Raw genomic sequence first — 25463 nt, forward strand, 5'->3', positions numbered from 1 at the left:
AAATAAAAGTCAGAGCAGCAAGAGTATTATTATGTGTCATTATGCTTTCAGGGATCATTATCCCGGTTATATTACCCCTTTTAATAAAACCAACAATTCAGAATTCTAATCATACAGGGCGATACTTTGATTCTTCGGGTGTTCAATAATTGAACAATCTTCTTTTGAGTGTATTGGTAAGCATGGGCTTTTGATTATTTTTTTGCTTAACAGACAATTACTATTATTCAATCAGCTATACTGCATATACCTTTAAGGCTCTGTAAGAACAACCTGTTAGTAACACTATAGCAGGAAAAATATTGAAAACATTTAGAAACTCCGCAAAAACGATATGTTTAAGCAATACAAATTAAGGTATCGCTACTACGAAGCTTGAATGCTTATTCTTCCTGCTTTGCCTTTCTCTTTTTACTACGTTCAAATATTAATTAAACATTCCACATCTCACAGTCAACATCGTACATAATTCAATCCTTATCCATGCTTTAGTCCGTCTTCTCCGTGTGCTATTCATCATCTTGGTGCAATTTTAGATACTCCTCCTTTTACTGTTATTCATTTAAACCACAATCATCAATCTATGAGTAAAACAGTGAGTGATTTTTTAGTGAGCCGCCTGCAGGACTGGGGTGTGAAACGTATATACGGCTATCCCGGCGATGGCATTAATGGAGTAATAGGTGCACTTAACCGCGCCAAAGGAGAGATGGATTTTATACAGGTGCGCCACGAAGAAACCGCCGCTTTCGCCGCTTGCGGACATGCCAAATTCACCGGCGAAGTAGGTATTTGTATTGCCACTTCCGGTCCCGGCGCCATCCACTTGCTGAATGGTTTGTACGATGCCAAAATGGATCATCAGCCGGTGCTGGCTATTGTGGGTCAGCAGGCGCGCATGGCATTGGGCGGCAGGTATCAGCAGGAAGTGGATTTAACGACCTTGTTTAAAGATGTAGCGGGCAGTTTTGTACAAATGTGCACCGATCCACGGCAAATACGTCAGTTGGTGGACAGAGCCATGCGCATTGCATTGACCGAAAGAACCGTTACCTGCATTATTTTACCGATTGATGTACAGGAACTGCCTTACGAAGAGCCCCCACACATACACGGCAGCGTCCATACAAGTGTGGGTTATTATCAGCCTAAAATCATTCCTGATGAAGCACAGTTGAAAAGAGCGGCTGATATTTTGAATGCCGGTGAAAAAGTAGCAATACTCATAGGTGCAGGTGCTATCGGTGCTGCAGATGAAGTAACCGAAATAGCAGAATTGCTGGGCGCCGGCGTTGCAAAAGCATTGCTGGGCAAAATGGTATTGCCCGATGACCTGCCTTTTGTAACGGGCGCCATAGGCTTGCTTGGCACCGAGCCAAGCTGGAATATGATGACCGAATGTGACACTTTATTAATGATTGGCTCCGGTTTTCCATACTCTGAATTTTTGCCGAGAGAAGGCAAAGCAAAAGGCGTACAGATAGATATTGACGGTAAGATGCTGGGCTTGCGCTACCCAATGGATGTACACCTGCAGGGCGACGCCAAAATAACCTTGCGTGCCTTAATGCCGCTGATAGAACGAAAAGACGATAGAGACTGGCGCAATAAAATAGAAAAATGGAATGACCACTGGTGGAAGGTGCTGGATGCACGTGCACAAAATGAAGCGCATCCCATTAACCCGCAAATGGTATTTTGGCATTTGGATAAACTGCTGCCCAACGATGCTATTATCACTGCTGATAGTGGCTCTACGGCGGCGTGGTATGCCCGCGATATAAAAGCACGTACCGGTATGATGGGTACGCTGAGCGGCTCGCTGGCTACCATGTGTCCCGGCATTGGATATTCGCTGGCCGCCAAGTTTGCCTATCCCAACCGTCCGGCTATTGCTCTCATGGGCGATGGGTCTATGCAAATGCAAGGCATTAATGGATTGATAACCGTAGCAAAATATTGGAAAGAATGGACGAATCCGCAGTTTATTGTGATTGTAATTAACAACCGCGACTTGAATATGGTGACTTGGGAGCAGCGTGTAATGGAAGGCGATCCCAAGTTTGAAGATTCGCAGGATATGCCCGACTTTCATTTGGCAGCATACGCACAATTGCTGGGCTTTGAAGGCATTAGAATAAGCAATCCTGATGAAATAGAACCCGCTTTGCAAAAAGGGATGGCTGCCACCAAACCGGTGCTGCTGGAGTTTATGACCGACCCGAATGTAGCGCCTCTGCCACCGCACATCACCTTTAAGGAAGCAAAAGATTTTATGCTGTCTATGGTAAAAGGTGACAAGAATGCCTGGGATATTATCAAACAAACAATGAAAGAAGTAAAAGACAGTTATTTTCCCGGATAATCAATGCTTTCATGCCTAAACACGAGCGGATTGCCGTACATGGCGGTTCGCTCTTTTGTTTTATCTCATTCGTCAGCTGTAAATTGAAGAGGGAAAATTTTTGTATGCACACTGCAGTATAAGACAAATTATATACTATGCGAATACTTAGCCCTGGGAGAACAGGTTGAAAATAAACATGAATACTTTAATGAGAAAATTGTAAAAATGCCGGGAGTTAATATTAGAGACAATCCAGATAGCAGCCAATATAACAGGTGCATTAATATATGCGCCTGGAGACACTGTATAAATATGTATCATCAGTAGATTACATGAACAATCTAAAATTTGATTACATAGAGACCTATTCCTTTCAACGTGGGGCTGAGCATGAAGAAAATTTAAAAGTAATAAGACCTGGATATGATGAATTAAAAGTCAGGAAGGAAAAGCAAAATAATTTGACACCTGCAGAAGAGAAAGTCGCTTTTCCGAATTGCATTCTTTTTCATGGCTCACTCAATATCTCGTTGACGACAAAGGATAATTTCATCCGTCAAGTAAAAAGACAACCATTTTCGGCAAGATGATTCAAATGTTGATAAGCTAAAAAGTATCTTAAGAACGGAAATTAAGGACATCGTATATTACCAAATTTTCTGCTGTTAATGAACAATAACAAACTTGGCACAAAGCCGCATTATCAAATATTAGATGGACTTCGGGGTGTAGCAGCCATTATTGTAGTATTCTTTCACCTTGCCGAACCGCTTTCCGGCAGCCACCTCGACAATGTTGTTAATCATGGTTACCTGGCAGTTGATTTTTTCCTTCTCTTATCCGGCTTTGTAATTGGTTATGCGTACGACGACAGGTGGAACAAACTAACCATCGGCGGCTTTCTTCGTCGCCGCTTCGAGCGGCTGCAACCACTCGTTATATTAGGTATGACACTCGGCGCCATAGGCTTTTACTTTACCGATTCAACTATATGGCCGCTTATTCATACAGTTCCTGTATGGAAGCTGATCGTCGTTATGCTAATAGGTTACACGCTTATACCCATCCCGCTTTCTATGGATATACGCGGTTGGGAAGAAATGCATCCGCTCAATAGTGTTGCCTGGTCCCTTTTTTTCGAGTATATAGCCAATATCCTCTATGCGCTGGGTTTAAGGAAATTATCTAATAAAGCATTAGCTTGTTTTGTAATACTGGCAGGTGCTGTGCTTTTGCATTTTGCGGTTACTAATCCTAATGGAGACGTTACCGGTGGCTGGACACTAAATACTGAACATATGCGTGTTGGAATAACACGTACGCTATTTCCATTTTTTGCCGGTCTGCTCCTTTCGCGGGTAGCACGGCCAGTCTATATCAAAAATGCTTTCTTATGGTGTAGCGTGCTGCTTGCGGCTGCTTTGCTTATGCCAAGAATAGGCGGTGCAGCACATCTCTGGATGAATGGTTTGTACGAAGCTTTTTGCATCATCGTTGTTTTTCCGTTAATTGTATATATCGGTGCCAGTGGTGTGGTGCGCAGTGAAACGGAAGATAAAATTTGTAAGTTCCTCGGCAATCTTTCCTATCCCTTATACATGACACATTATGTGCTTGTCTATTTTTATGTGGCATGGGTAAGCAATCACAGCGGCATTACCTTATCGCAGGCTTTGCCATATGCCCTGCTTACATTTTCAGGAGCTATCGTATTGGCTTATGCAAGTTCAAAGTTGTACGATGAACCCGCAAGAGCCTGGTTGCGAAGAAAGCTGAAGTAGCGAAAAGGAAAGTATATTATTTACTTCTCTCTCAATATTTTCTTGTGTTTTTTCCTCCTCTGTTCTGCGGTGTTAACATAGTTTGAGTTATTTGACAAAGGGTATGATGATTATGTTTCCTTTGCGAGTAAGACCAAACTAATAGTGCACTACTAAAAGACCTTAGATGCTCATGTTCTTTTGGGCAATATAATGTCTATGGACACACGGGCTGCAACCAGGCTTGTTGACCAATATTTTCTAAAGAATCTGTAACTTACAGACATAATTAAAGAAGCAAAGAATATAGACTTTTATACTACCGGCAGACAACCCTCAGAGCAGGACTTTGCCCGTACCAGTGAATGGATTAAAAAGAAAAGCAGAAGCAAACAATTTCTCAGACAAACCGAACACGGACAGGACAAAAGTACCTCGCTCAACATCAGTATTGCCAAAAATGGGATTTGACAATAGCTATTGAACTGACGGAAGTAATTGAACATTTTAATCTATTAAGCAGTAGTGCTAAAATTCCCCACCTCCGGCAATACACCGAGCATAGCAGGCAACCCTTTCGAAACAAAGAACACAACCTTAATTTTCTGACAAATGGAAAATCAAAGCGAAAACCAGGCAGACAAAAAAGAACACAGGGACTGGCATAAAATATCTAAGCAAGGTACTTTGATTAGCAAATTCCTTTTTTTGCTTTTTCTGCTTTTCTTAGTTATAACAGCAACTTTAAACTTCATTATTTATCCGTATTCGCTTTTTGTCGTTGGACTTGAAGTTTCTTTAGCGTTAATATCAGCTTTTACGATTGTACGAATGAGTACGTTTAAGCCAACAAAACCTTATGACTTTGAAAAACTTAAAGAACACAAGGAGCCAATTAAACTATTACTGACAAATATTAACTATGACATAGCACGGTATGAGGAAGGCTCTTCGTATTATTTCAACGGTGTAAGATTTTATAAATATTCGACTATAATTCTTGCGGGAATTTCTACGATAATTTTAGGATTGGATTTTAGTGATTATGGGGATATGATTGTATTTGGGGAAATGAGATATACAACCTTTGCAAAAAATATTGCTTTGATAATCGGAGCTATCATTACAGTAACAACGGCTTTGATGACTTACTGGAACATTGAAAAATATTGGCTGACAAACAAAACGATTGTGAACAAATTAAGGGCATTAAGAGACGATGTTGAGAGTGATTTTGTTGCCGGAAAACTGAACAACGGCGAAAAAACACTTCAAGAGAAAATTGACGAGTATAAAAAAATCAAAGGGGACTTTTATAAATATTGGGAAGGCGCATTGGCCGACAGAGGTTCTTCAAGCGGACAAGGTAATTCGACAAGTAGTAGCTAATATTGAGACAAGTAGGGCTACCTACAACAGTCGCATTTGTGTAAGCTTATAAGACACGCTCTTTGCCTTGTAATAAATACGAACAATACTGTACCAAAAACGTACACTTTACTCACGTGTAAGATTTTACAACTAATTGATAGTCATAAATAATAACAACCCGGTATCCCTTTAGCGGTTTTGCGCTCAATCCAGCTTGTTTATGTTTAAAAATTATTTCAAAACCGCATTCCGGAGTTTGACCCGTAACAGGAATTACGCTATTATCAACATCGCCGGATTGGCTGTTGGTATTGCTGTTTGTATGGCGATCTTTATGATCATTCAATTTCAAACAAGCTTCGATGCCTTTCACGCAAAGAAAGACCGCATCTACCGTGTGTTGACTGAATCTCATCATGCAGATGCAGGAACGATTTCCTATGAAAAAAACGTTCCTTTTCCAATGCCTGAAGGATTGAAAACGGCTTTTCCTCAGTTAGAACAAGTTGCTCCTATTTATGCAAGCCACAATGATGAGTTGCAGGTATTGGATGATAATGGAACGCCTGTGAAGAATTTTAAAGAAGGGAGCGGTGTATTTTATACAGCGCCTTCATTCTTTAAAATGTTTGATTTCCCACTGCTCGCAGGTTCGTATGCCTCATTAAAAGATCCTAATAATGTATTGCTTACAAAAGAGATTGCAGAAACCTATTTTGGCAACTGGAAAACAGCAATGGGTAAAACCATTAAGCTAACTGGATATTATAACATGGGTGCAGCATTGTTTCAGTTTCCGCCAGTGGCGCTGAAAGTGTCAGGCATTCTTGCAACCATACCGGCAAATACCGACTTCCAGCTAAAATTGGTGGTTGCTTGGGGAACAGATTTTACCGGAGATAAAGAATACGGGTTTCAACAACCCGGTTGGAATGGAACAGCACCTGATTTTGGTTGCTATGTTTTGTTGCCGCCAGCTATTTCTGCTGATAATTTTAATCAGCAGCTAAGCGCATACGCACGAAAAGTACAATCTGCCGACAATAAGGATAGCTATATTATCCAACCATTAAGTGCCGTGCATTATGATGCAGAAGCTGGTAATTACAGCAACAAAACAATTAGTCACGACCTACTTAATGTATTGTGGCTGATTGCAGCATTCATCCTGTTAATTGCCTGTGTAAACTTTATCAATCTCTCCACTGCACAGGCAGTTAATCGTGCAAAGGAGGTTGGCGTAAGAAAAGTTTTGGGAAGTAATAAAGCTCAATTGCAAATTCAATTCATCGTTGAAACGTTTTTGATCGTTACAACTGCTGTAATACTTGCAGCTCTTATTACAATTTTTACACTACCTTCTGTAAATAACCTGTTAGAGCTTTCGCTTTCATTCAACATACCCGACAATCCTGTAATTATTTTATTTCTTTTAACTGTAACAATTGTTGTAACCGCACTTGCCGGTTTTTATCCTTCTATTGTTTTATCATGTTTCAATCCTGTTACCGCTTTAAAGAGTAAACTCACCGTAAATGGCGCAAAGGGAATTTCATTAAGAAGAGGCTTGGTAGTGTTTCAATTCATCATTGCACAGGCACTCATCATTGGAACACTTATCATTGTGCAGCAGATGAATTATTTTATGAATCAGCCGTTAGGATTCGATAAAGATGCCATTATAAATGTTCCCTTCCGTCCGGATAGTACCGGCACAGATTATTTAAGGCAACAGTTATTAGGAATAAACGGCGTGCAGGCAGTAAGCTTCAGTTCCACTACCCCGGTTGAAGATGATAACAATATGTTTACCACATTCAAATTTGACAATGCAATAAAAGATGCAGATTTTCAGGCTATTGTCAAATTCGCGGACAATGACTATGTGCCGACTTATAAATTGCAACTGGTAGCCGGAAGAAATTTGCAACCTTCCGGTCCTACAACAGAATTTTTGGTGAATGAATCATTCGTAAAGAGTTTAGGACTTAAAAAACCGGAAGATATATTGAACAAAGAAATAAGCATAATGGGTGGTCTTATAAAATGTCCTGTTGTTGGTATATTGAAAGATTTTAATGACAGGTCTTTGCGCAATAATCTGTCGCCATTGCTTATAGCCACCAACGCCACTATGTACCGTCAGGTTTCAATAAAATTGGCAACCACAAACATTGCTGCTACCATGCAATCCATTAAAAAAATATGGGAGCAAGCATTCCCCAATTATGTTTATGAATACAGGTTTTTGGATGATAAGATTGCAAGTTTTTACAAACAGGAGGCTCAATTATCGCAGTTGTATAAAATTTTTGCAGCGATCGCGATATTCCTTAGCTGTCTTGGGTTGTATGGTTTAGCCTCCTTCATGGCAGCGCAAAGAACAAAAGAAGTTGGTGTTCGTAAAGTGCTTGGTGCAACATCTGCCAATATTGTTTATCTGTTCTCGAAAGAATTCATCGTACTCATTGCAATTGCTTTTGCAATTGCTACGCCTATCGCCTGGTATTACATGCACCAATGGTTGCAGGATTATGCTTATCGCATCAACATCAGTTGGTGGTTATTTGCTGCAAGCGGACTTGCTGCAATAGTTATTGCATTGCTTACAATAAGTTTCCAGGCAATAAAAGCCGCAGTTGCAAACCCTATAAAAAGTTTGAGAACAGAATAATATGAATATGTTATTGTTGGAAGATAAACTGCCACTAACAAGCGCATCCTGTATAAAGTAGTATTAGAGTAGTAATACGATTTAATAAAAGCACTACATAAAATTATTTCAGTACATTTTGGATTCGAATGATTGTATATTCTACAGTCGAACGAGGTTATATTGCTGCGGTTCCATCATTCAAATCTAAAGTGGTTATATTTTAATTATTCAGCTCCGTGCCCTATTATTTGTAGTCTGCAACGGCTGCAGCTACCTGCATCTGTATTAGTTTAAAAACAACAGCTGCCTCGGGCTTTGCAATTGCAGTCATTTATATTGCTGCCACTCATGTTGTCGTGATGCTATTATTGCGCTCTAAAAGAGCGCAGCCTACTTTGCCAGGAAGATTAGCCGTTGATAAAACTTACCAAGGTCGGGGAATAGATGAACTGTTGCCGTTGAACGCTTTAAAAGAAGCTACGATGCCTTGATAAACAGCATGGCATCATGGCTGTAACAATAGATTCCATAGATGAAAATGCAGCAAACTTTCTTAGAAAGTATGACCATATTCCCTTGCCGGATAGTAGCAAAATGTTTATTACTAAGGACATTATTTCCAAACTATTTTAATAACAACTCAATGCAGATAGTTATTGCGCTATAGTGAGCTAGCTCATTGCTGAACCGTAATTTTGCCATCGTTGGCTAATTTCGTATCAATAATAATCTCTTGCCAGCGTTTTTGCTGCACAACGGTTCAATCTACCAATCTTCCATAAAAGCAACATTTACAACAGAACAGCAATCCGCATACATAGGGCGTCATTCCAACCAGGCGATAGCAGCTTCAACAGGTCTTACAAAATGCTTTCGATCAATGCAATGCAGCATTCATCACACTCCCCTACTCACTCCGCAAGCTCTTCACCGGGTTAGCTATCGCTGCTTTGATTGCCTGGAAGCCAATGGTGAAAACCACTATTAATACAGAGATACAAAAAGTAATTGCAAAATAACTTACGTGCAAATTAATCCGGTTGGCAAAGGTTTGCAGCCAACTACTCATTGCCCAATAACCAACAGGCGCGGCTATTAAAAAAGCTATCAATACCAACCAGGTAAATTCTTTTGAAAAAAGGTATAAAATACTATTAACAGAAGCACCCAATACTTTGCGAATACCAATTTCTTTTTGCCGTTGTATAGCTAAAAAAGAAACCAGACCATACAATCCCATACAACCAATAACAATAGACAAAACAGAAAAGATTTTAAACGCCTGGTACATCAGGTCTTCCAGTACATAAAACGCTTTGTGCCGGATGTAATCGTCGAGTGTCATGGATTTATACACCTGGTCGGGGTACAACGCTTCCCAGTTTTTCTTTATCTGTTCCAGTGTGGTAAGCGCATTGGTAGTTTTCATTTTTATACTGGCCATTGCTATCCAATCGGTTGAATAGTACAACATGCAAGGATTAATTTCATCCTGAATGGCAACATTATCAAAGTTGTCTGTAACACCTACAATGGTAGCTACATCCTCACCAATCACTATAGTTTGACCTAAAGCTGCTTGTGCATTTTTAAAGCCAAACATCGAGACTGCTTTTTTGTTTACCAAAACATTATAGCGGTTAATACTGTCTTTTTTTATAATTATTTTATCACCTTCCTGCAAGTTTCTTCCTGCCACCAATGGTATTTTAAAAACGGACAAATAATTAGGATCAACATATTTACGCTCGGTATTAATTTCATCCGCTTTTGACTGAGAAGGCAGGCGCATATTGCTGGATGCATTGGCTGCCGACATGGGCGGACCAGAACTGAATGTTACGTCTTCTACCTGCGGCAAATTCATTAATGCATTGCGGAATACCGTTATTTTTTGCTGATCATAACCAGGCATTTCCACCGTAAGAATACCTTGCTTTTGATAACCGGGATTGTGGCTATAAAAATATTGCAATTGCGTAGCTACTACAATGGTTCCGATGATGAGCAATTGGGTAACGACAAACTGTGTTGTTACCAGCACTTTACGAAAAGAAAAGCGATTGCCGAAGCCGGTACCTGTAGCTTTCAGTGTTCCTTTTAAAGCTTGTATGGGCTGATAGCCAGCCATAACCCGCGCAGGATAATAACCAGCTAAAAAAGTAATAACCAAAGAGAGTAGTAAAAGAAACAGAATAATAGAAACATCTATATGCAAATCAAGATTTACAATAAAAGCAAGGTATTGATTGAATTGTTGCAAAAACCAGTTTGCCAACAGCAAACCTGCGCCGGAAGCAAGCAACACCAGCACCAATGTTTCGGTCATAAAACGAAGAATCAGTTGCCAGTTGCGGCTGCCCAACGTTTTACGGATACCGATTTCCTTTGCACGTTGCAACGATTGTGCAGTAGCTAAATTTATAAAATTAATGCAAGCAGTGAGTAATATAATAATGCCCATCGTTACAAAGGCAATGATCAGGATGGAAGGGGTAGCATAATAAGTACCACCATACAATTCATCGGTGTGCACCTGCAACAAAGGCTGTGGATGAAATGTTTCTTCTTTTGCATTCTCTTTATCCAGATACTTGTCCTTAAAAGCAATTAGCGCTTTATCAAATTGCTGGGCAGTATAGTTTTTAGGCAGCGTTACAAACACATAACTTTCACTCCAGAAGTTTTGCCATTCCTGCATCACATTTTCATTTCGCCGCTCAAAATCTTTGAAGGGTAGCAACATATTGCAGGCAACATTGCTGTTGCGGGGCATATCCTGCATAATGCCGGTAATGCGATAAGGATTCTTATTGATGGTTATGGTTTTGCCAATCAACTCGTTGTAGCGGTTGCTGTATGCTGCGCCAAAATAATTATCTGCCAATGTTTTTGACAACACTACTTCATCCGGTGTAGAAAGGATTCTATTGATGCTGCCCGCTAGTAAAGGAAAATCAAATGTTTTAAAGAAGAATTCATCAGCATAAGTTGCTTCTTTTTCCTCAAACTTTTTGGTACCACCTACTGCATCCTGTATCTGCACGATAGCTGAATTATGCACATACAGCTGCGTTACTGCTTCCAGGTTAGGAAAATCGTTTCGCAAGGCTTTTGCGGTGGGGAATGCTACATAGCCATTATGTTCAACTCCCTGAACAGTTTTCCTGTCAAAAACAATACGATACGTGCGATCTGCTTTTGAATGAAAATGATCGAATGTTTCTTCGTGTTTTACAAACACATAAATGGCTATACAACACGCAATACTTACCGCAAGCCCTACAATATTAATAATGGAACTCGCTTTGTTGCGCAATAAGTTTCGGATGGTAGTAATAAAGTAGTTATGAAACATAGGTTTAAGTTTTAATGCCCCCAGCCCCTGAAGGGGAGCTATGAATATGATTTATTTTAGATAATGATTCTCATATAAGTCTGTAAATATATTGTTCTCTACTTCCACCTTTGGAGTTACAAGCTCCCCTTCAGGAGCTGGGGGCTTCTACTCACTTCGCAAGCTTTTTACCGGGTTTACAATAGCAGCTCTCACTGCTTTATATCCTACTGTTATCCAGGCGATAATGACAGATGCAAGAATGGCAACGATAAATATCCAAATACCAATATGAATGCGGTAAGCAAAGCTTTGCAGCCAGTTGTTGCTCACATACCAGGCAACCGGTGCAGCAATTACAAAAGCAACGATAATGAGCAGCGTAAACTCTTTTGAAAATATAAAAACTATATGGCTGATGCCTGCACCCAGCACTTTACGGATGCCTACTTCCTTTGTTTTTTGCACTGCCATAAAAGACACCAATCCATACAAGCCTAGGCAGGAGATAAAAATGGCAAGCCCGGCAAAGATTTTATACAACAAAGACAATTGTTGCTCCTGGCGATAAAATGCATTGATAGTATCTTCAAAGAATTGAGCATTGTAGGCGTACTCGGGATAGTTTTGATTCCACAAACGTTCAATGCTGTTTTGTGCAGCCTGCAGGTTGGAAGTATGCAGTTTTATGGCAATGTTGGAATAGGAACTTTTCCTTGTAGTGATGGCTAAAGGCCTTACTTCCTCGCGCAGCGAAGTGGTTTTAAAATCTTTTACTACGCCAACAATTTCATTCCATCTGCCACCACCAAAACGGATAGTTTTACCTATTACATTGTCTAGTTTGTTCGGACTTAACCGTTTTGCTAAAGATTCATTTACCAATATTTCATTTACCGTATCGCTGGCTGCATAATTTCGCCCTGCAACAAGCTGCATACCATAGGCGTTCAAATAATTTTCATCACCAAACTTTAAATACAACTGATACTTTTCCCCAGGCTGTTGGTTATAGGCAAAATTGGTGGACATACCATTGTCGGATGAAGGCATATCGCTGTTGAAAGATACATTCTGAACACCCGGCAGTGCCAGCAGTTGCTGCTTGAATGCATCTTGCCGTGCAAGGCTCAAACTATCAGTATTACTATACAACACCAGCACGGCATCCTTATTAAAACCAAGGTCGGCTTTACTGATAAAATCCATTTGGCTGATGGCAACAATAGTAGCAATAATGAGCACCTGCGAAATGGCAAACTGCGTAATGACCAATCCCCTGCGCAGAGAAATGCTGCCGCTTTTGGCTGTACTAATTCTGTTTCGTAAAGCAGTAATCGGATTAAACCCGGATAAAACAAAGGCAGGATATAAGCCAGCTAATAACGTAACAACAACAGATAGCGCAGCTAACAGGAGTAGGTATTTGGGTGTAAACAAATTCAACTCCTCTTCTATTGAAGCGATGTGTTTTACAAAAGGCAATGACAGGTGCACAGCCATAAGCGCAATTACCACCGCAATGCCAACAATTATAGCCGTTTCGCCCATCATTTGCCTGAAGAGGCCTGCGCGGTTGCCGCCCAGCACTTTGCGGATGCCCACCTCGCGGCTGCGGTTAACAGCCTGTGCGGTAGATAAATTAATAAAGTTGATGCAAGCCATAACGATAATCACTATACCAATCAAAGACAAGGTCCATAACGTTGTTTTGCTTACACCCGGCTCGCCAAATAAAGGAAACCTTGTATCGCTGTGCATGTCTGCCAGTGGCTGCAAAAAGTTAGCCTTCCCTTTTTCTAAAGTATAATGCGCTTTACTAAACTGCAACAGGCGTTTGTTTACATTATCCGGCGTTACATTTGGCGGCAGCAAGGCATACATTTGATGATTGCTGCTTACATTTCCCCAGTCTTCGTTATAGCCATAATTATCGCCATGCGGTTTCATGGTTTTATAAGAAATCAGCACCATCAAAGGCAAATCTGTGTTTTGTGGTACATCTTCCAATATGCCATTTACCTTAGCTGTAAAAGCATTATCTACAACCAATGTTTTACCCAAGGCTTGCTGCCAATTGCCAAAGTATTTTGCAGCCTGGCTTTTACTTAATACCATGCTGTTTGGCTCACCTAATACAGCCGCACTGCCGGCAAGCCATTGATAACTATCAAATACTTTAAAAAATTCCGGCTCGGCAAAAAAGATACCTTTATCCTCAATAAATTTCTTACTGTTTTCAGCAGTACCATTGGGTACCATCACCTGGCTGCCGTAAATGCAGTCAATACCTGCAAATTGTATATCGGGCATTTCGGTACGCAACGCAGGCAATGCCAGATAAGCAATACCCGGATTATAACTCATACCATCAGAAAACTTTATTTGCGTGACTACATGGTAAATGTTGTTATAGCTTTTCTGAAACTTCTCATAGCTCATTTCATAGCTTACGATGATAAAGAGCAGCAGGCTGGCAGCAATGCCGGCAGATAATCCGGCAATATTGATGACGGAAAAAACCTTGTTTCTTTTCAGGTTTCGCCAGGCGATGATAAAGTAGTTCTTTAGCATAGCTTATGAGTTAGAGGTCATTGGTAGTGTATTGGTGAATGGTGAATGGTCAAGAATGAAATGTTGTTCTGCTTTATTGTTAAAATATCCAATTAATTATTCGCCATCTCCAGTTTTCAACAGCTGTGCCAATGCTGAAATGCTTTGCAGGTAAGGCTTTCAGCGGATTATAACAAAACAGGTGTTCGATAACGAACACCTGTTGTACGGTTATGCCCCCAGCGCCTGAAGGAGAGTTTGTAAGTCCAAAGATGGAATTTGGAAGCAATATATTACAGACTTATATGAAAATCATTATCCGAAATAAATCATATTAATAGCTCCCCTTCAGGGGCTGGGGGCTTCTTTTTATTCATTTCTTAAACTATTTACCGGGTTTGCTAGTGCTGCTTTTATTGATTGAAAGCTGATCGTTAACAGGGAGATGAGCATGGCAGCAATGCCTGCTATCACAAATATCCACCAGCTTATCTCAATACGGTACTGATAATTTTGCAGCCAGTTGTGCATTGTCCACCACGCCACCGGAAAAGCAATCAGGCAGGAAATAACAACCAGTAACATAAAATCTTTTGATAATAAGGTGGTAATGCCCGAAACACTGGCACCCAGCACTTTCCGGATACCAATCTCCTTGGTTCTGCGCTCTGCAGTGTAAGCTGCCAAACCAAACAAGCCTAAACAAGAGATAATAATTGCTAAAGCTGCAAACACCCTCGATAATTTACTGATGAGCATTTCACTCAAAAACATTTTGTTGAACTGATCATCTACAAAGGTGTACGTGAAAGGATAAGCCGGATTGTCTTTTTTCATTACGGCTTCGATTGTTGCCAGGGCTTTTTCTACATTAGCTCCCTGTTTCAGCCGCAGATACATTTTGTTGGTATGTTCCGGCGCTGTGCAGGAAAACACTACGGGGTCGGGCTTGCCGTACATATTGCCATATACATAATCGTTTACCACGCCCACCACAGTAAGTAGCTGACCGCTTGTATCACCCGAATTCCACAATGTTTTACCAATGGCACTTTCTTTCCCCATCAGCTTTTCTAACGACCGGGTAATAATAACATTTAAATTTTTTGACTGAATAGAATCTGTTGGCACAAAGTCTCTTCCTTCCAACAACTTTATACCGGAAGTGCTCATAAATTCCGGCGTTACATTTCTTCCTGAAACTAATATTTGCGCATCAGGCGCTTTGCCCTGCCATGTTAAACTTCCCGTATTATTGCCGCCATATAAGGTGGTATGGTCACTCGCCGCTACATTTTCCACTACACCCGTATTTAGCAAATCCTGTTTCATAACGGTGAAATACTTAGCTACATCGCCCTGCAATTCGGCTTGTACCAGGTTGTTTTTATTAAAGCCAAGATTGCGGTTCTTCACATGCTGTATCTGTTGGTAAATAATAACAGTAGCAATAATAAGCACAATAGAAATGCTGAATTGCAGTACCACCAATCCTTTACGGATGAAGGCTGCACTGCCCCCTTTTGTTTTAATTCCTTTTAATACAAACACCGGATTGAAGGATGACAAATACAAAGAAGGATAACTACCCGCCAGTAAACCACAAATAAAAGTAATAAGCAGCAATGCAGTTAAATGAATGGGATTAGCTACATCTAAAGACAACTCTTTTTGCACTAACGTATTAAATGAAGGTAATACCAATGTCATGATAGCAACTGCAACAATGGCTGCAAGCAATGCCATCAACAAGGCTTCGCCAATAAATTGTGCAACCAACATATTCTTACCTGAGCCCAGCACTTTTCTTACGCCCACCTCTCTTGCTCGTATTTCGCTGCGTGCTGTAGCAAGATTCATAAAATTGATACAGGCAATCAACAGAATAATCCAGGCAATAACAGAAAATAGGCGCACATACGTTATCTGACCACCGCCTGTTGGTTTGCCATTCTCAAAATCATCGTATAAATGCCATTGACTCATGCTCCATAAAAAAGGACGCGCAATAGACTTTGGTTCGCGCTGCTGTATAAAATTGTACAATAGTTTATTTACAGATGCGGAGGCAACGCCGGGCTTTAATTCAATATATGTGCTTAGTGAATTGTTTCCCCAGTTATGCAGCCAGGGACTGGCATCAAAAACAATTTCAAAAGGTGCTACCCACTCAAATTGCAAAGAAGAATTTGCGGGAATGTCTTTTAACACGCCGGTTATTATATAATCCTGTTTGTTATCAACACGTATTGTTTTACCCACTACATTTCTATCTTTTCCAAAGAATTTTATTGCTGCTTTTTCTGTTATTACCAATGAATAGCGCTGCGCAAAAGCGGTCTTTGCATTGCCTTCTACAAACGGAAAGGTAAACATGCTGAACAGAGAAGGCTCTGCATATAAGCCCGCAGCATACATGGCTTTATCATTCACTGTAAACAGCGTGGCATCTTCATCGTACACGCGACAGGTATTGGCAATACCCGGAATTTCTGCCTGCATAGCAGGTGCTAATACACCCGGCGTAGAACCGAAAGTGGCAGTATAGGTATCATACTTTTGGTTTTCGCGAATAAAGTACAACCTGTCTTTCTTTGTATTGAAGTTGTCATAACTTACTTCACTCTCTACCCACAAAAAAATAAGCCCTGCACAGGCAATACCAATTGCCAAACCAAAAATGTTTAAAAAACTATATCCTTTATTTTTCAGGAGGCTGCGGATGGCAGTTTTAAAGAAGTTCTGAAGCATGGATAAAGATTTAAAAAGTGAAAAATATAAGGCAAAAGGGATTCTTTGTAAACAACAAGCATCTGATTGGCTTTTGCCACAAACATGCAAACGTTGTGTTGAATACTAAAGTATAATCATAATCGTTATTACGAGCATAGCGAAGCAATCTGTGCTGTGCCTCGAATCATTATTGATGGCTTATTTTGATTTAATTACTATTCACAGATTGCTTCCTGCTTCGTGCCTCGCAGTCGCAATAACGATGCTTATTGATGTCATAAAACTTACAAACCTTTTCACTGCTCTCCTACTCGCTCCGCAATGCCTTTACAGGGTTGCGCTGCGCTGCCCTGAATGCTTTGCTGCTCACCGTAATAAAAGCAATGAGGAATGCACAGGCGCCAGCTATTGCAAACACCCACCATTGCAACTCGGTGCGATACGCATAGTTGGTAAGCCATTTATTCATCATAAACCAGGCAATGGGAAAAGCAATTAAGAACGAAATAAACACCAGTTTCATAAAGTCTTTGCTCAGCAACACAATGATATTGCTGATGCTTGCACCCAACGTTTTGCGGATACCAATTTCCTTGATTTTTGTTTCTGCCATGTAGGTTACCAAACCAAACAAACCAAGGCAAGAAATGATAATGGCAATGCCTGCAAAACAATTGAACAACTCGCCTACATGAATATCGTTTTTATACATCTCATCAAACCGCTGGTCTAAAAACTGGTACTCCAATTCATAATCAGGGTTATACTGTTTCCATGCTTTTTGAATAGCAGCAATGGCTTGCGGTGCATTGTTGCTGTTGGTTTTTACATAAAAACGCCACCAGTTCCAAAAGTTTTGATACGAAAGAATGCAAGGCTGAATATTCAACCGCATATTTTGAAAGTGAAAATCTTTTACCACGCCTACAATAGTGCCTTCCCTGTCATGAAATTTAAACCGTTTACCCACCGGATCTTTCATGTGCATTTGCCGTACGGCTTCTTCATTGATAATATAATGTGCGCTATCGGCGGGCGTTCCGCTAAAGCCAGTACCACTTACCAGTTGCAGGTTCATTACTTTCAAAAAATTGCGGTCCACATCCATCTGGTTAATCATAAAGTTTGCCTGGTCAGCCGTTTTGCCATCCCACTCGGCATCGCCGGTAGAGCTTTGGATATTCATAATATCATTAGAACCGGCAGTAATACTTGTAATACCCGGCACTTTTTCCAGCTCGGCTTTTATAGCATCATAATGGTCTGCAAACTTGCGTCCGTTAAAAGTGATGATGTTTTCTTTATCGAAACCTAAATTCTTTTGCCTGATGTATTTTAATTGCTGGCCAATAATGACGGTAGAAATAATCAAAATAATAGAACAGGTAAACTGCACCACTACCAGCATTTTACGAAAAACAGCGTTTTTACCTAAGCCCGGAATTAACCCTTTCAAAGCCACAGCCGGATTGAAAGAAGACAAAGTAAGGGCAGGATAAATGCCTGCAAATAATACCGTCACCAGCAAGGCGCAGGCATACAATACCAGCACTCTGCCATCGTAAAAATTAAAGATTAAATTTTTGCCGGATAGCTCATTGTAAAATGGCATGATGGCATAAATAATCACGAGTGAAAGTACCATTGCTATAATAAACACCAGCAATGACTCGGTAATAAACTGCCAGAACAATTGCTTTTTGCCGGCACCAATTACCTTGCGCACACTTACTTCTTTGGCGCGCTTGGTAGCCCTTGCCGTTACCAGGTTTATATAGTTGATACAGGCAATCAATAAAATAACGATTGCTATTACAAAGAATATTTTTACTACCTGTACACCATTGTCTTCGCCGGTAGGCGTATATAAATGCACATTTTTCAGCGGTTGCATTACATAGTATAGGTCCTTAATAAAATCTTCCTGCTGATTCTTGCGATGCACATCTGCCAGTTGCTTGCCCAACAAGGCTGCATCCGTGCCCGGCTTTATAAGAAAAAAAGTATTGTAATTATAATTGCCCCAATCGGCATCCAAACCTTTCCAGTAACTGTCTGCCGTATATCCTTCATTTAAAATGCTGAAAGGCATTACAATATCGTAGCGAACAGAGGAATTTTGAGGCATGTCTTTGAATACGCCCGTTACAGTAAAATTGTCTTTATTATTTACCTTTATTACTTTACCTACCGCATCTTCGTTACCAAAATATTTCTTTGCAGTTGTTTGCGATATAACCATCGAACGGTTATCGGTAAAAGGTTTGGCTGCACTGCCTTCTATAACTGGAAAACTGAAGATAGTAAACAACGATGGGTCGGCATAAGCAGTTCTTTTTTCATCAAATTTTTTGTCGTTATACTGCATCAGTATATCGCCGTTATCCGATATACGCACGGCATTTTCAACAGCCGGTATTTGCTGCTTTGCAAAAGTGGCAAGTGGCGCCGGCGTGGTGCCCCACACCTGCTTACGGTCTTTATCAAAAGTTGGTGCAGCGGTATAAAGACGATCAATCTTTTCATTGAATTTATCAAAGCTCAATTCGTCCCACACCCACAGCAAAAGCAAAATACTTGCAGTAAGGCTAATGGCTAAACCAAATATGTTTATCAGCGAGTAGGTTTTATTTTTAGTAAGCGTGCGATACGCTATTTGCAAATAATTTCTAAGCATACATACTATTGTACTTAAAAAATAACAGATTAGTGAGCAGCCTGGTGCTTCAGATGCTCGTTCCGGTTTGATTCCATTCAATGGGTATGCCAATGCTAAAATGCTTTACTGGCGCTACTTTCAGCCAATACAACAATAAGAGGTGTACGATAACGAACAGCGGTTGTGCGGAAGTGAATGGATGGAAAGAAGCTAAATCTGCTACTAATTATAGCATCAATTAAGCAGGTAGCCGCGTAAGCTAATGTAAGTTTAAAACAGGTTTGATTAAAGCAATTCGCACCCATCCTTGTGTGCAGCTAATCCTGACTGTCCGAAATACCGGCAGGATTAGCTGTAAATCATTATTAATGGCCCAGTTAAAAATTATTGTAAGGTTTCTCAGCTAAAGGTTTCTTCTGATTTTACTACAACCTGTAGATTGCCTCCACACTCACAATAATGTTGATATTTTTGCACCATACATGTCACATCACAGATCACCCCTACTCCGTTCTCAAACTTTTCACCGGGTTAGTTATTGCTGCTTTAACAGCTTTGATGCTTACCGTTATCAACGCAATACTAAAGGTTATCAGCGCAGCTAAAACAAAAATCCACCAGCTTAAAGTTGTTTTATAAGCGAAATTCTGCAGCCATTTATCCATTGCATAATAAGCAACGGGCAATGCAATACAGGTTGCAATCAATACTGGTTTTAATAAGTCTTTTGATAATAAAACCACAATGCCCTGTACGGAGGAACCTAATACTTTTCGTACACCTATTTCTTTAAAGCGTTTTGTTGCAGTAAATGAAGCGAGTCCGAATAAACCAAGGCAGGCGACAAAAATGGCTAAACATGCAAATACGGTAAGAATAGTTTGCTGGCGTAAATCTTTTTGATACATCTCATTGAACTGCTGGTCTAAAAAGTGATATTCCAGCGGATATGCCGGAGCCACTTTACTGTATTCGGCCTTGATTGCAGCAATGCCCGGTTGAATATTTCCGGGCTTTAACTTTATCAATATTACCCTTCTGTCCATAGAAGGAGATATTACCAATGCATCCATGTTTTCCTTTAACGATAAAAAATTAAAATCTTCCACCACGCCAATAATTCTACGGTTTGCATCATCTCTTACCGTGTTCTTTATCCATTTGCCTATTGCCTGTTCTGGTGTCCAGCCAAGCTTGGTTGCAGCAGTCCGGTTAATCAAAACGGCATCGGTAGTATCTGTAGGAAATTGCGCAGAAAAATCTCTCCCGGCAATGATGTTTAAGCCCAGTGTTTTTACGTATTCAAAATCTGCAAATTCTGTTCTTAATTGCCATTTTTCATGGTGATCTTCTACATCAAACATGTGTATATCAAAAAAGCCTCCCGGCTCGCCAGACATCATAGATACCGATTGCACGGTGCTTTCGTTTTGCATATCGGTTTTGAAAACATTCATATTGTTATAAATATCATTGTTATCAATAGGTATTGTAATAGTTTGTTCTTTATTATACCCAAGCTGCTTAATTTTTACGTACCTCATTTGTTTGGTAATGATGATGGTACCAACAATAAGAAACACGGAGATGCTAAACTGAATTACTACTAATGCCTGCCTGAAAGTGGCGCCGCTTTTGCCAAGGCGGAGCTTGCCTTTTAAAGCCTGTACAGGCGAAAACGCGGAAAGAAAGAATGCCGGGTAACTGCCTGCCAAAAAACCAACGATAATGATTACACCAATAAGAAATAAATAAATCGGCAATGTATTCCATGATACTGTTAAGGAGTATCCCAGCAATTGATTATACCACGGCATAATCAACAATAACAGCGCAACAGAAAACAGGCATGAAATAGTTGTAAGTAATACAGATTCACCTATAAACTGCCATACAAGACTTTTGCGCAATGCGCCTAATACCTTGCGCAACCCTACTTCTTTCGAGCGCTCAGCAGCGCGAATGGTAGAAAGGTTCATGAAGTTGATACATGCAATTAATAATATAAGAACAGCAATAGAAAGAAAGATGTACACTACCGTTTTATCGCCATGCCTTGCAGCATCAAAAGCGCTGTTTTCAAAATATACATCTTTCAGCGGTGTAAGCGATAATGTAAAATGAAAGCCGTAGTTCTTCATATCAGACCCCATATACTTATCCATAAACCGGGGAAACTGTTTTTCTACCTGTTCCTTTGTTATGTTGTCATCCAACAATACATAAGTGTATATTCCATTGTTAATCCAGGTAGTCATGAAGCTCCTGTCTCTATAGTTTGAAAGTGGAACAATCAAGTCAAAATCCAGATGAGAATTGGAAGGAACATCTTTAGCAATACCTGTTACTTTTAATGCCAGTTCTTTATCCAGCGTTATTACTTTATTCACTGCATTATCTATGCTTCCAAAATATTTTTTTGCAGTAGTTTCGGTAAGTACAACACTATTCGGAAGTTTTAAAACTTCCGATGCTTTTCCTTTTATCAAAGGGAATGAAAACAAACTGAAAAAATCATCATCCACATCAAATATCTTCTTTTCATTAAAAGATTGATTACCCACCGTAACGAGGTTATTGGTAGGGTTTACACGAACTGCTTTTTTTATTTCTCCTTTAAAATCGTTTAGCAAAGCGGGAGCATACGGGCCCGATAAATATGCAACACTTTTTTCTTCACCATCATGCTTTACGCCACGCATCACCCGATAAATATGATCCCCTTGTGCATGAAAGCTATCCACACTAAATTCATTCATGATGAATAAAAAAATCATCATGCACACGGTAATGCCAATCGTTAATCCCAGTATATTGATGAAAGAAAAAGCTTTATTCTTCATCAAATTTCTCCAGGCGGTTTTGAGATAGTTTTTAATCATAACCAGATGTTGTAACTATAAGTAATAAATCTTTTGTATTTAAATTTAGGTCCTTTATTCATCTGCTGCTATATCACCCCTTTTAAGCCTGACCATTATCAGGTAAGCCGTACAGGCGCGCAACACAACCCTACCGTTAAGCGCTACAATCCGGGGTATCACTTGTTGCTCTTTCTATCTTGTAATAGTTTGTGAATAATAATGATTGTGCAGCGACCTCATCACACTCCAATGGATATACCAATTACTGAAAAGCTTTACAGTAAAGGATTTGGAAAAAAGAAGAAAGAAAAACTGTATTAAAACCGTACAGTTTCAGCCCGCAAATGAACAGTTGGAAACAATACTCTGCCACCCGCCGCTTAGTTATCAGCAAGAAGGACTCAACAGGCTATGCAAAAATCAAAACTAGCCATCAACGATGATTCAAATTCACCTACAGATTGCCGGCAGTGTTTTAGTTGTAAGATGATGTATGTGTCATTAGCACCGCAGGCTTATGGAATGATAGCATCACGTTACCAATTCAAACGGATACACTACGGCGCCCTTTGCATCCGCTTGTAATTACGTTGATACTTTTACATTGTACATCCAACATCACACATCTTCACCTACTCACTTCGCAAACTCTTCACCGGATTGGCAACAGCCGTTTTTATTGCCTGAAAGCTTACTGTAAACAAAGCGATAATAATAACCAAAACCGCTGCAGATGCAAAGAGCCACCAGCTCAGCGAAATGCGGTAAGGATAATTCTGCAACCATTGATGAGCAGCCATCCAGGCAGATGGAACAGCAATCAGTAACGCAATGCAAACGAGTTTCAAAAAATCTTTGGAGAGTATCGTTACAATTGCATTTACAGAAGCGCCCAACACCTTTCTTATACCAATTTCTTTGGTACGCTTTTCTGCCGATAAAACAGATAAGCCAAACAATCCTATACAGGATATAAAGATGGTGAGGATAGCTGCAAACAACATAATCTGTTTCCATTTTGCTTCGGCTTCGTAGCGCATCCTGTTTTGCTGGTCTTTGAAATTGTAGGTATAAGGGCTTAATGGAAAGAATTGTTTAAATATTTTTTGTATTTGTTTCAGGCTTTCGGTTTCGGTGTTGGGTTTTATTTTTATAAATATGGTTCCAAACTGGTTATCATTTTTCATGGTAAAGAGCTGCGGCTTAATCTCCTCGTTCAATGGTTGAAAATGATAGTCTTTTACCACCCCAACTACATTGTACTTTTTATTATCGTACCAAAAATTTACCACCTCTCCTATCGGATGTTTCCAGCCAGCTTTCTTCACAAACGATTCATTTACAATAACGGAATTAACCGAATCGGATGGATAACCTGCTGAAAAATTTCTGCCTTGCACCAACGGTATTTTGAGCAAAGGCAAATAAGATTCATCTACCGTTTCGTAAGAGAACTGTATGGTAGAATCGTTACTTATTTTGGCTACCGTTCCCCATGAGCCACCATTTTTAGGCGCCACGCCAACAATGTTCGGATACTTCATCAATTCATTCTGAAACAATCTGGCCTGCTGGTGGCTTATTCTGCTTTTATTCACCACCACCAGATTGGTGTCATCGTAGCCCAGCTTTTCTGTGGTGAGATAATTGAATTGTGCATAAATGGTGAATGTAGCAATGATTAAGAAGGATGCCAGTGTGAACTGCAATACTACAAGCGATTTTTGCAGATACCCTTTACCTGCAAGATTAAAACGGCTGTATAGGGTTTCTACAGGATTGTAACCCGATAAAATAAGCGCAGGATAAAAGCCAGCCAGTAAACCGGTAATAAAAAACAGGAGTATATAACCAGCAATCAGCCTGGCATCGAACAGGTAAGAAAGGGCGAGTGCCTTGTTAGACAAATCATTGAAAACAGGCAGTATTAATTGCACCAATACAATAGCAAATACAAACGCAAAGGTGCATAGGAAGAAAGATTCGCCTAAAAACTGCAGGATAAGTTGCTGCCGGTTGCTGCCCACCACTTTGCGAATACCAATCTCTTTTGCCCGCTTTACCGAGCGTGCAACGGTGAGGTTAATGAAATTGATGCAGGCAATCAACAATATAAATATAGCAATGCCCGAAAGGATATAAGAATACACCGGGTTGCTGGCGTTGGAAAGTCCATTTTGTGCAGGCAATTCGGTATTCATGTGCATATCGGCAAAAGGCTGCAAAAAGTATTCATTATCAAAGTCAATAGGTCCGAATTTCTCATTGATAAGCTTCAATGCTTCTTTTGATTCTGCTTTGTAAACCTTTTGCATTTTAGCATCTACTGCCTGCACGTTTGCATTAGGGTTAAGCACTACAAAAGTGTTCAGAAAAAAGTTAAACCAATTTTCACCGTTACTCATTTCGTCCGGAGGCGTTATGAAGGGTAGTAATACATCGAATTGAATAGAGGAATTTTGCGGACACTTTTTGGCAACTGCCGTTACGGTATAAGGTTCAAATGCACTATCTTTTTTTAGCATGATTACCTTGCCGATGGCATCCTTATTCCCAAATTGTCTTTTAGCCATCTCTTCCGATAATACAACAGCATTAGGCTCCTGTAAACAGGTTTTTGGATTGCCGCTTTTTAATGGAAAAGAAAACACAGAGAGGAAGCTGGAATCTACATACAACATATCCTGCGACTTTATTTCTGTGCCGGTTTTAATATCTATCGAGTTGCTTTGTATGCGAACAAAAGCTTTGATTTCAGGAATATTTTGGCCAAACCGCGGTCCCTGAAAATAACCGGTATTGCTATCTTTTCTTCCCTTCACACCTTTTTTATCAATACTCTGCGTTACCACACGATAAATGTTGCCCACATTCGCATGAAAGCGGTCGTAACTCACTTCATCTTTTACATACAACATGATCAACATAGCACAAGCCAGCCCGATGCTTAGCCCTGCAATGTTTATAAAAGCGTAAATCTTATTTCTTAATAAGTTTCGAAATGCTGTTTTGAAGAAGTTTTTAAACATGGACGAAGATTTATGGAATTACCGGGATTATAAAAATGGAATACTTACTTCTAATTTTTAGCCTTTGCCGATGTTCTTCACCGGCAAATAGTTCATCGCTGTTGGTGAAGAACACCAACAGCGGCAAAAAATAATATTTAAACATAAAAGGCGC

Annotated in this window: 12 protein-coding genes; 6 read left to right on the plus strand and 6 right to left on the minus strand. The window is 40.1% G+C overall.

Annotated features, from left to right (window positions below; genetic code table 11):
* Positions 1 to 583: 583 nt before the first annotated feature.
* The 6 genes from FC093_RS11470 to FC093_RS24390 all read left to right on the plus strand — a co-directional run bounded on the left by FC093_RS11470 (position 584) and on the right by FC093_RS24390 (position 8767).
* Entirely contained in the window at positions 584 to 2365 is a 1782-nt protein-coding gene (locus FC093_RS11470) for a thiamine pyrophosphate-requiring protein (RefSeq protein WP_137261924.1), read from the plus strand.
* 314 nt (positions 2366 to 2679) lie between these two features.
* Positions 2680 to 2937, plus strand: a complete 258-nt coding sequence (locus FC093_RS11475) for a hypothetical protein (RefSeq protein WP_137261925.1) — start codon at positions 2680 to 2682, stop codon at positions 2935 to 2937.
* Positions 2938 to 3015: 78 nt separating this feature from the next.
* The gene (locus tag FC093_RS11480; protein WP_137261926.1) at positions 3016 to 4128 is read left to right on the plus strand and encodes an acyltransferase family protein; all 1113 of its coding nucleotides are present in this window, start codon (positions 3016 to 3018) and stop codon (positions 4126 to 4128) included.
* 591 nt (positions 4129 to 4719) lie between these two features.
* On the plus strand, positions 4720 to 5496 hold the full coding sequence (locus FC093_RS11485) for an SLATT domain-containing protein (RefSeq protein ID WP_137261927.1): 777 nt from the start codon (positions 4720 to 4722) through the stop codon (positions 5494 to 5496).
* Positions 5497 to 5698: 202 nt separating this feature from the next.
* On the plus strand, positions 5699 to 8152 hold the full coding sequence (locus tag FC093_RS11490; RefSeq protein WP_137261928.1) for an ABC transporter permease: 2454 nt from the start codon (positions 5699 to 5701) through the stop codon (positions 8150 to 8152).
* A 489-nt stretch (positions 8153 to 8641) separates the two neighbouring features.
* Positions 8642 to 8767 carry a hypothetical protein gene (locus FC093_RS24390; protein WP_262711023.1) on the plus strand — a complete coding sequence of 42 codons (126 nt, stop codon included), beginning with the start codon at positions 8642 to 8644 and terminating at the stop codon, positions 8765 to 8767.
* A 274-nt stretch (positions 8768 to 9041) separates the two neighbouring features.
* Here the strand turns inward: FC093_RS24390 and FC093_RS11495 are convergent, their stop codons facing one another.
* The 6 genes from FC093_RS11495 to FC093_RS11520 form a co-directional block, all read right to left on the minus strand.
* Positions 9042 to 11492 (minus strand): ABC transporter permease, encoded by a 2451-nt coding sequence (locus FC093_RS11495; RefSeq protein WP_137261929.1) that lies wholly within the window; start codon positions 11490 to 11492, stop codon positions 9042 to 9044.
* Positions 11493 to 11639: 147 nt separating this feature from the next.
* Complete coding sequence (locus FC093_RS11500) at positions 11640 to 14045, minus strand: ABC transporter permease (RefSeq protein WP_137261930.1); 2406 nt, start codon at positions 14043 to 14045, stop codon at positions 11640 to 11642.
* Between the two features lie 348 nt (positions 14046 to 14393).
* Complete coding sequence (locus FC093_RS11505; protein ID WP_137261931.1) at positions 14394 to 16775, minus strand: ABC transporter permease; 2382 nt, start codon at positions 16773 to 16775, stop codon at positions 14394 to 14396.
* A 289-nt stretch (positions 16776 to 17064) separates the two neighbouring features.
* Positions 17065 to 19434: an ABC transporter permease gene (locus FC093_RS11510; protein ID WP_137261932.1), complete on the minus strand. Its 2370-nt coding sequence runs from the start codon at positions 19432 to 19434 to the stop codon at positions 17065 to 17067.
* A gap of 485 nt (positions 19435 to 19919) precedes the next feature.
* On the minus strand, positions 19920 to 22298 hold the full coding sequence (locus tag FC093_RS11515) for an ABC transporter permease (protein WP_137261933.1): 2379 nt from the start codon (positions 22296 to 22298) through the stop codon (positions 19920 to 19922).
* A gap of 614 nt (positions 22299 to 22912) precedes the next feature.
* Positions 22913 to 25309 carry an ABC transporter permease gene (locus tag FC093_RS11520; protein WP_137261934.1) on the minus strand — a complete coding sequence of 799 codons (2397 nt, stop codon included), beginning with the start codon at positions 25307 to 25309 and terminating at the stop codon, positions 22913 to 22915.
* Between the last annotated feature and the right edge of the window lie 154 nt (positions 25310 to 25463).

The organism is Ilyomonas limi, assembly GCF_005233845.1.
Classification (GTDB): Bacteria; Bacteroidota; Bacteroidia; order Chitinophagales; family Chitinophagaceae; genus Ilyomonas; species Ilyomonas limi.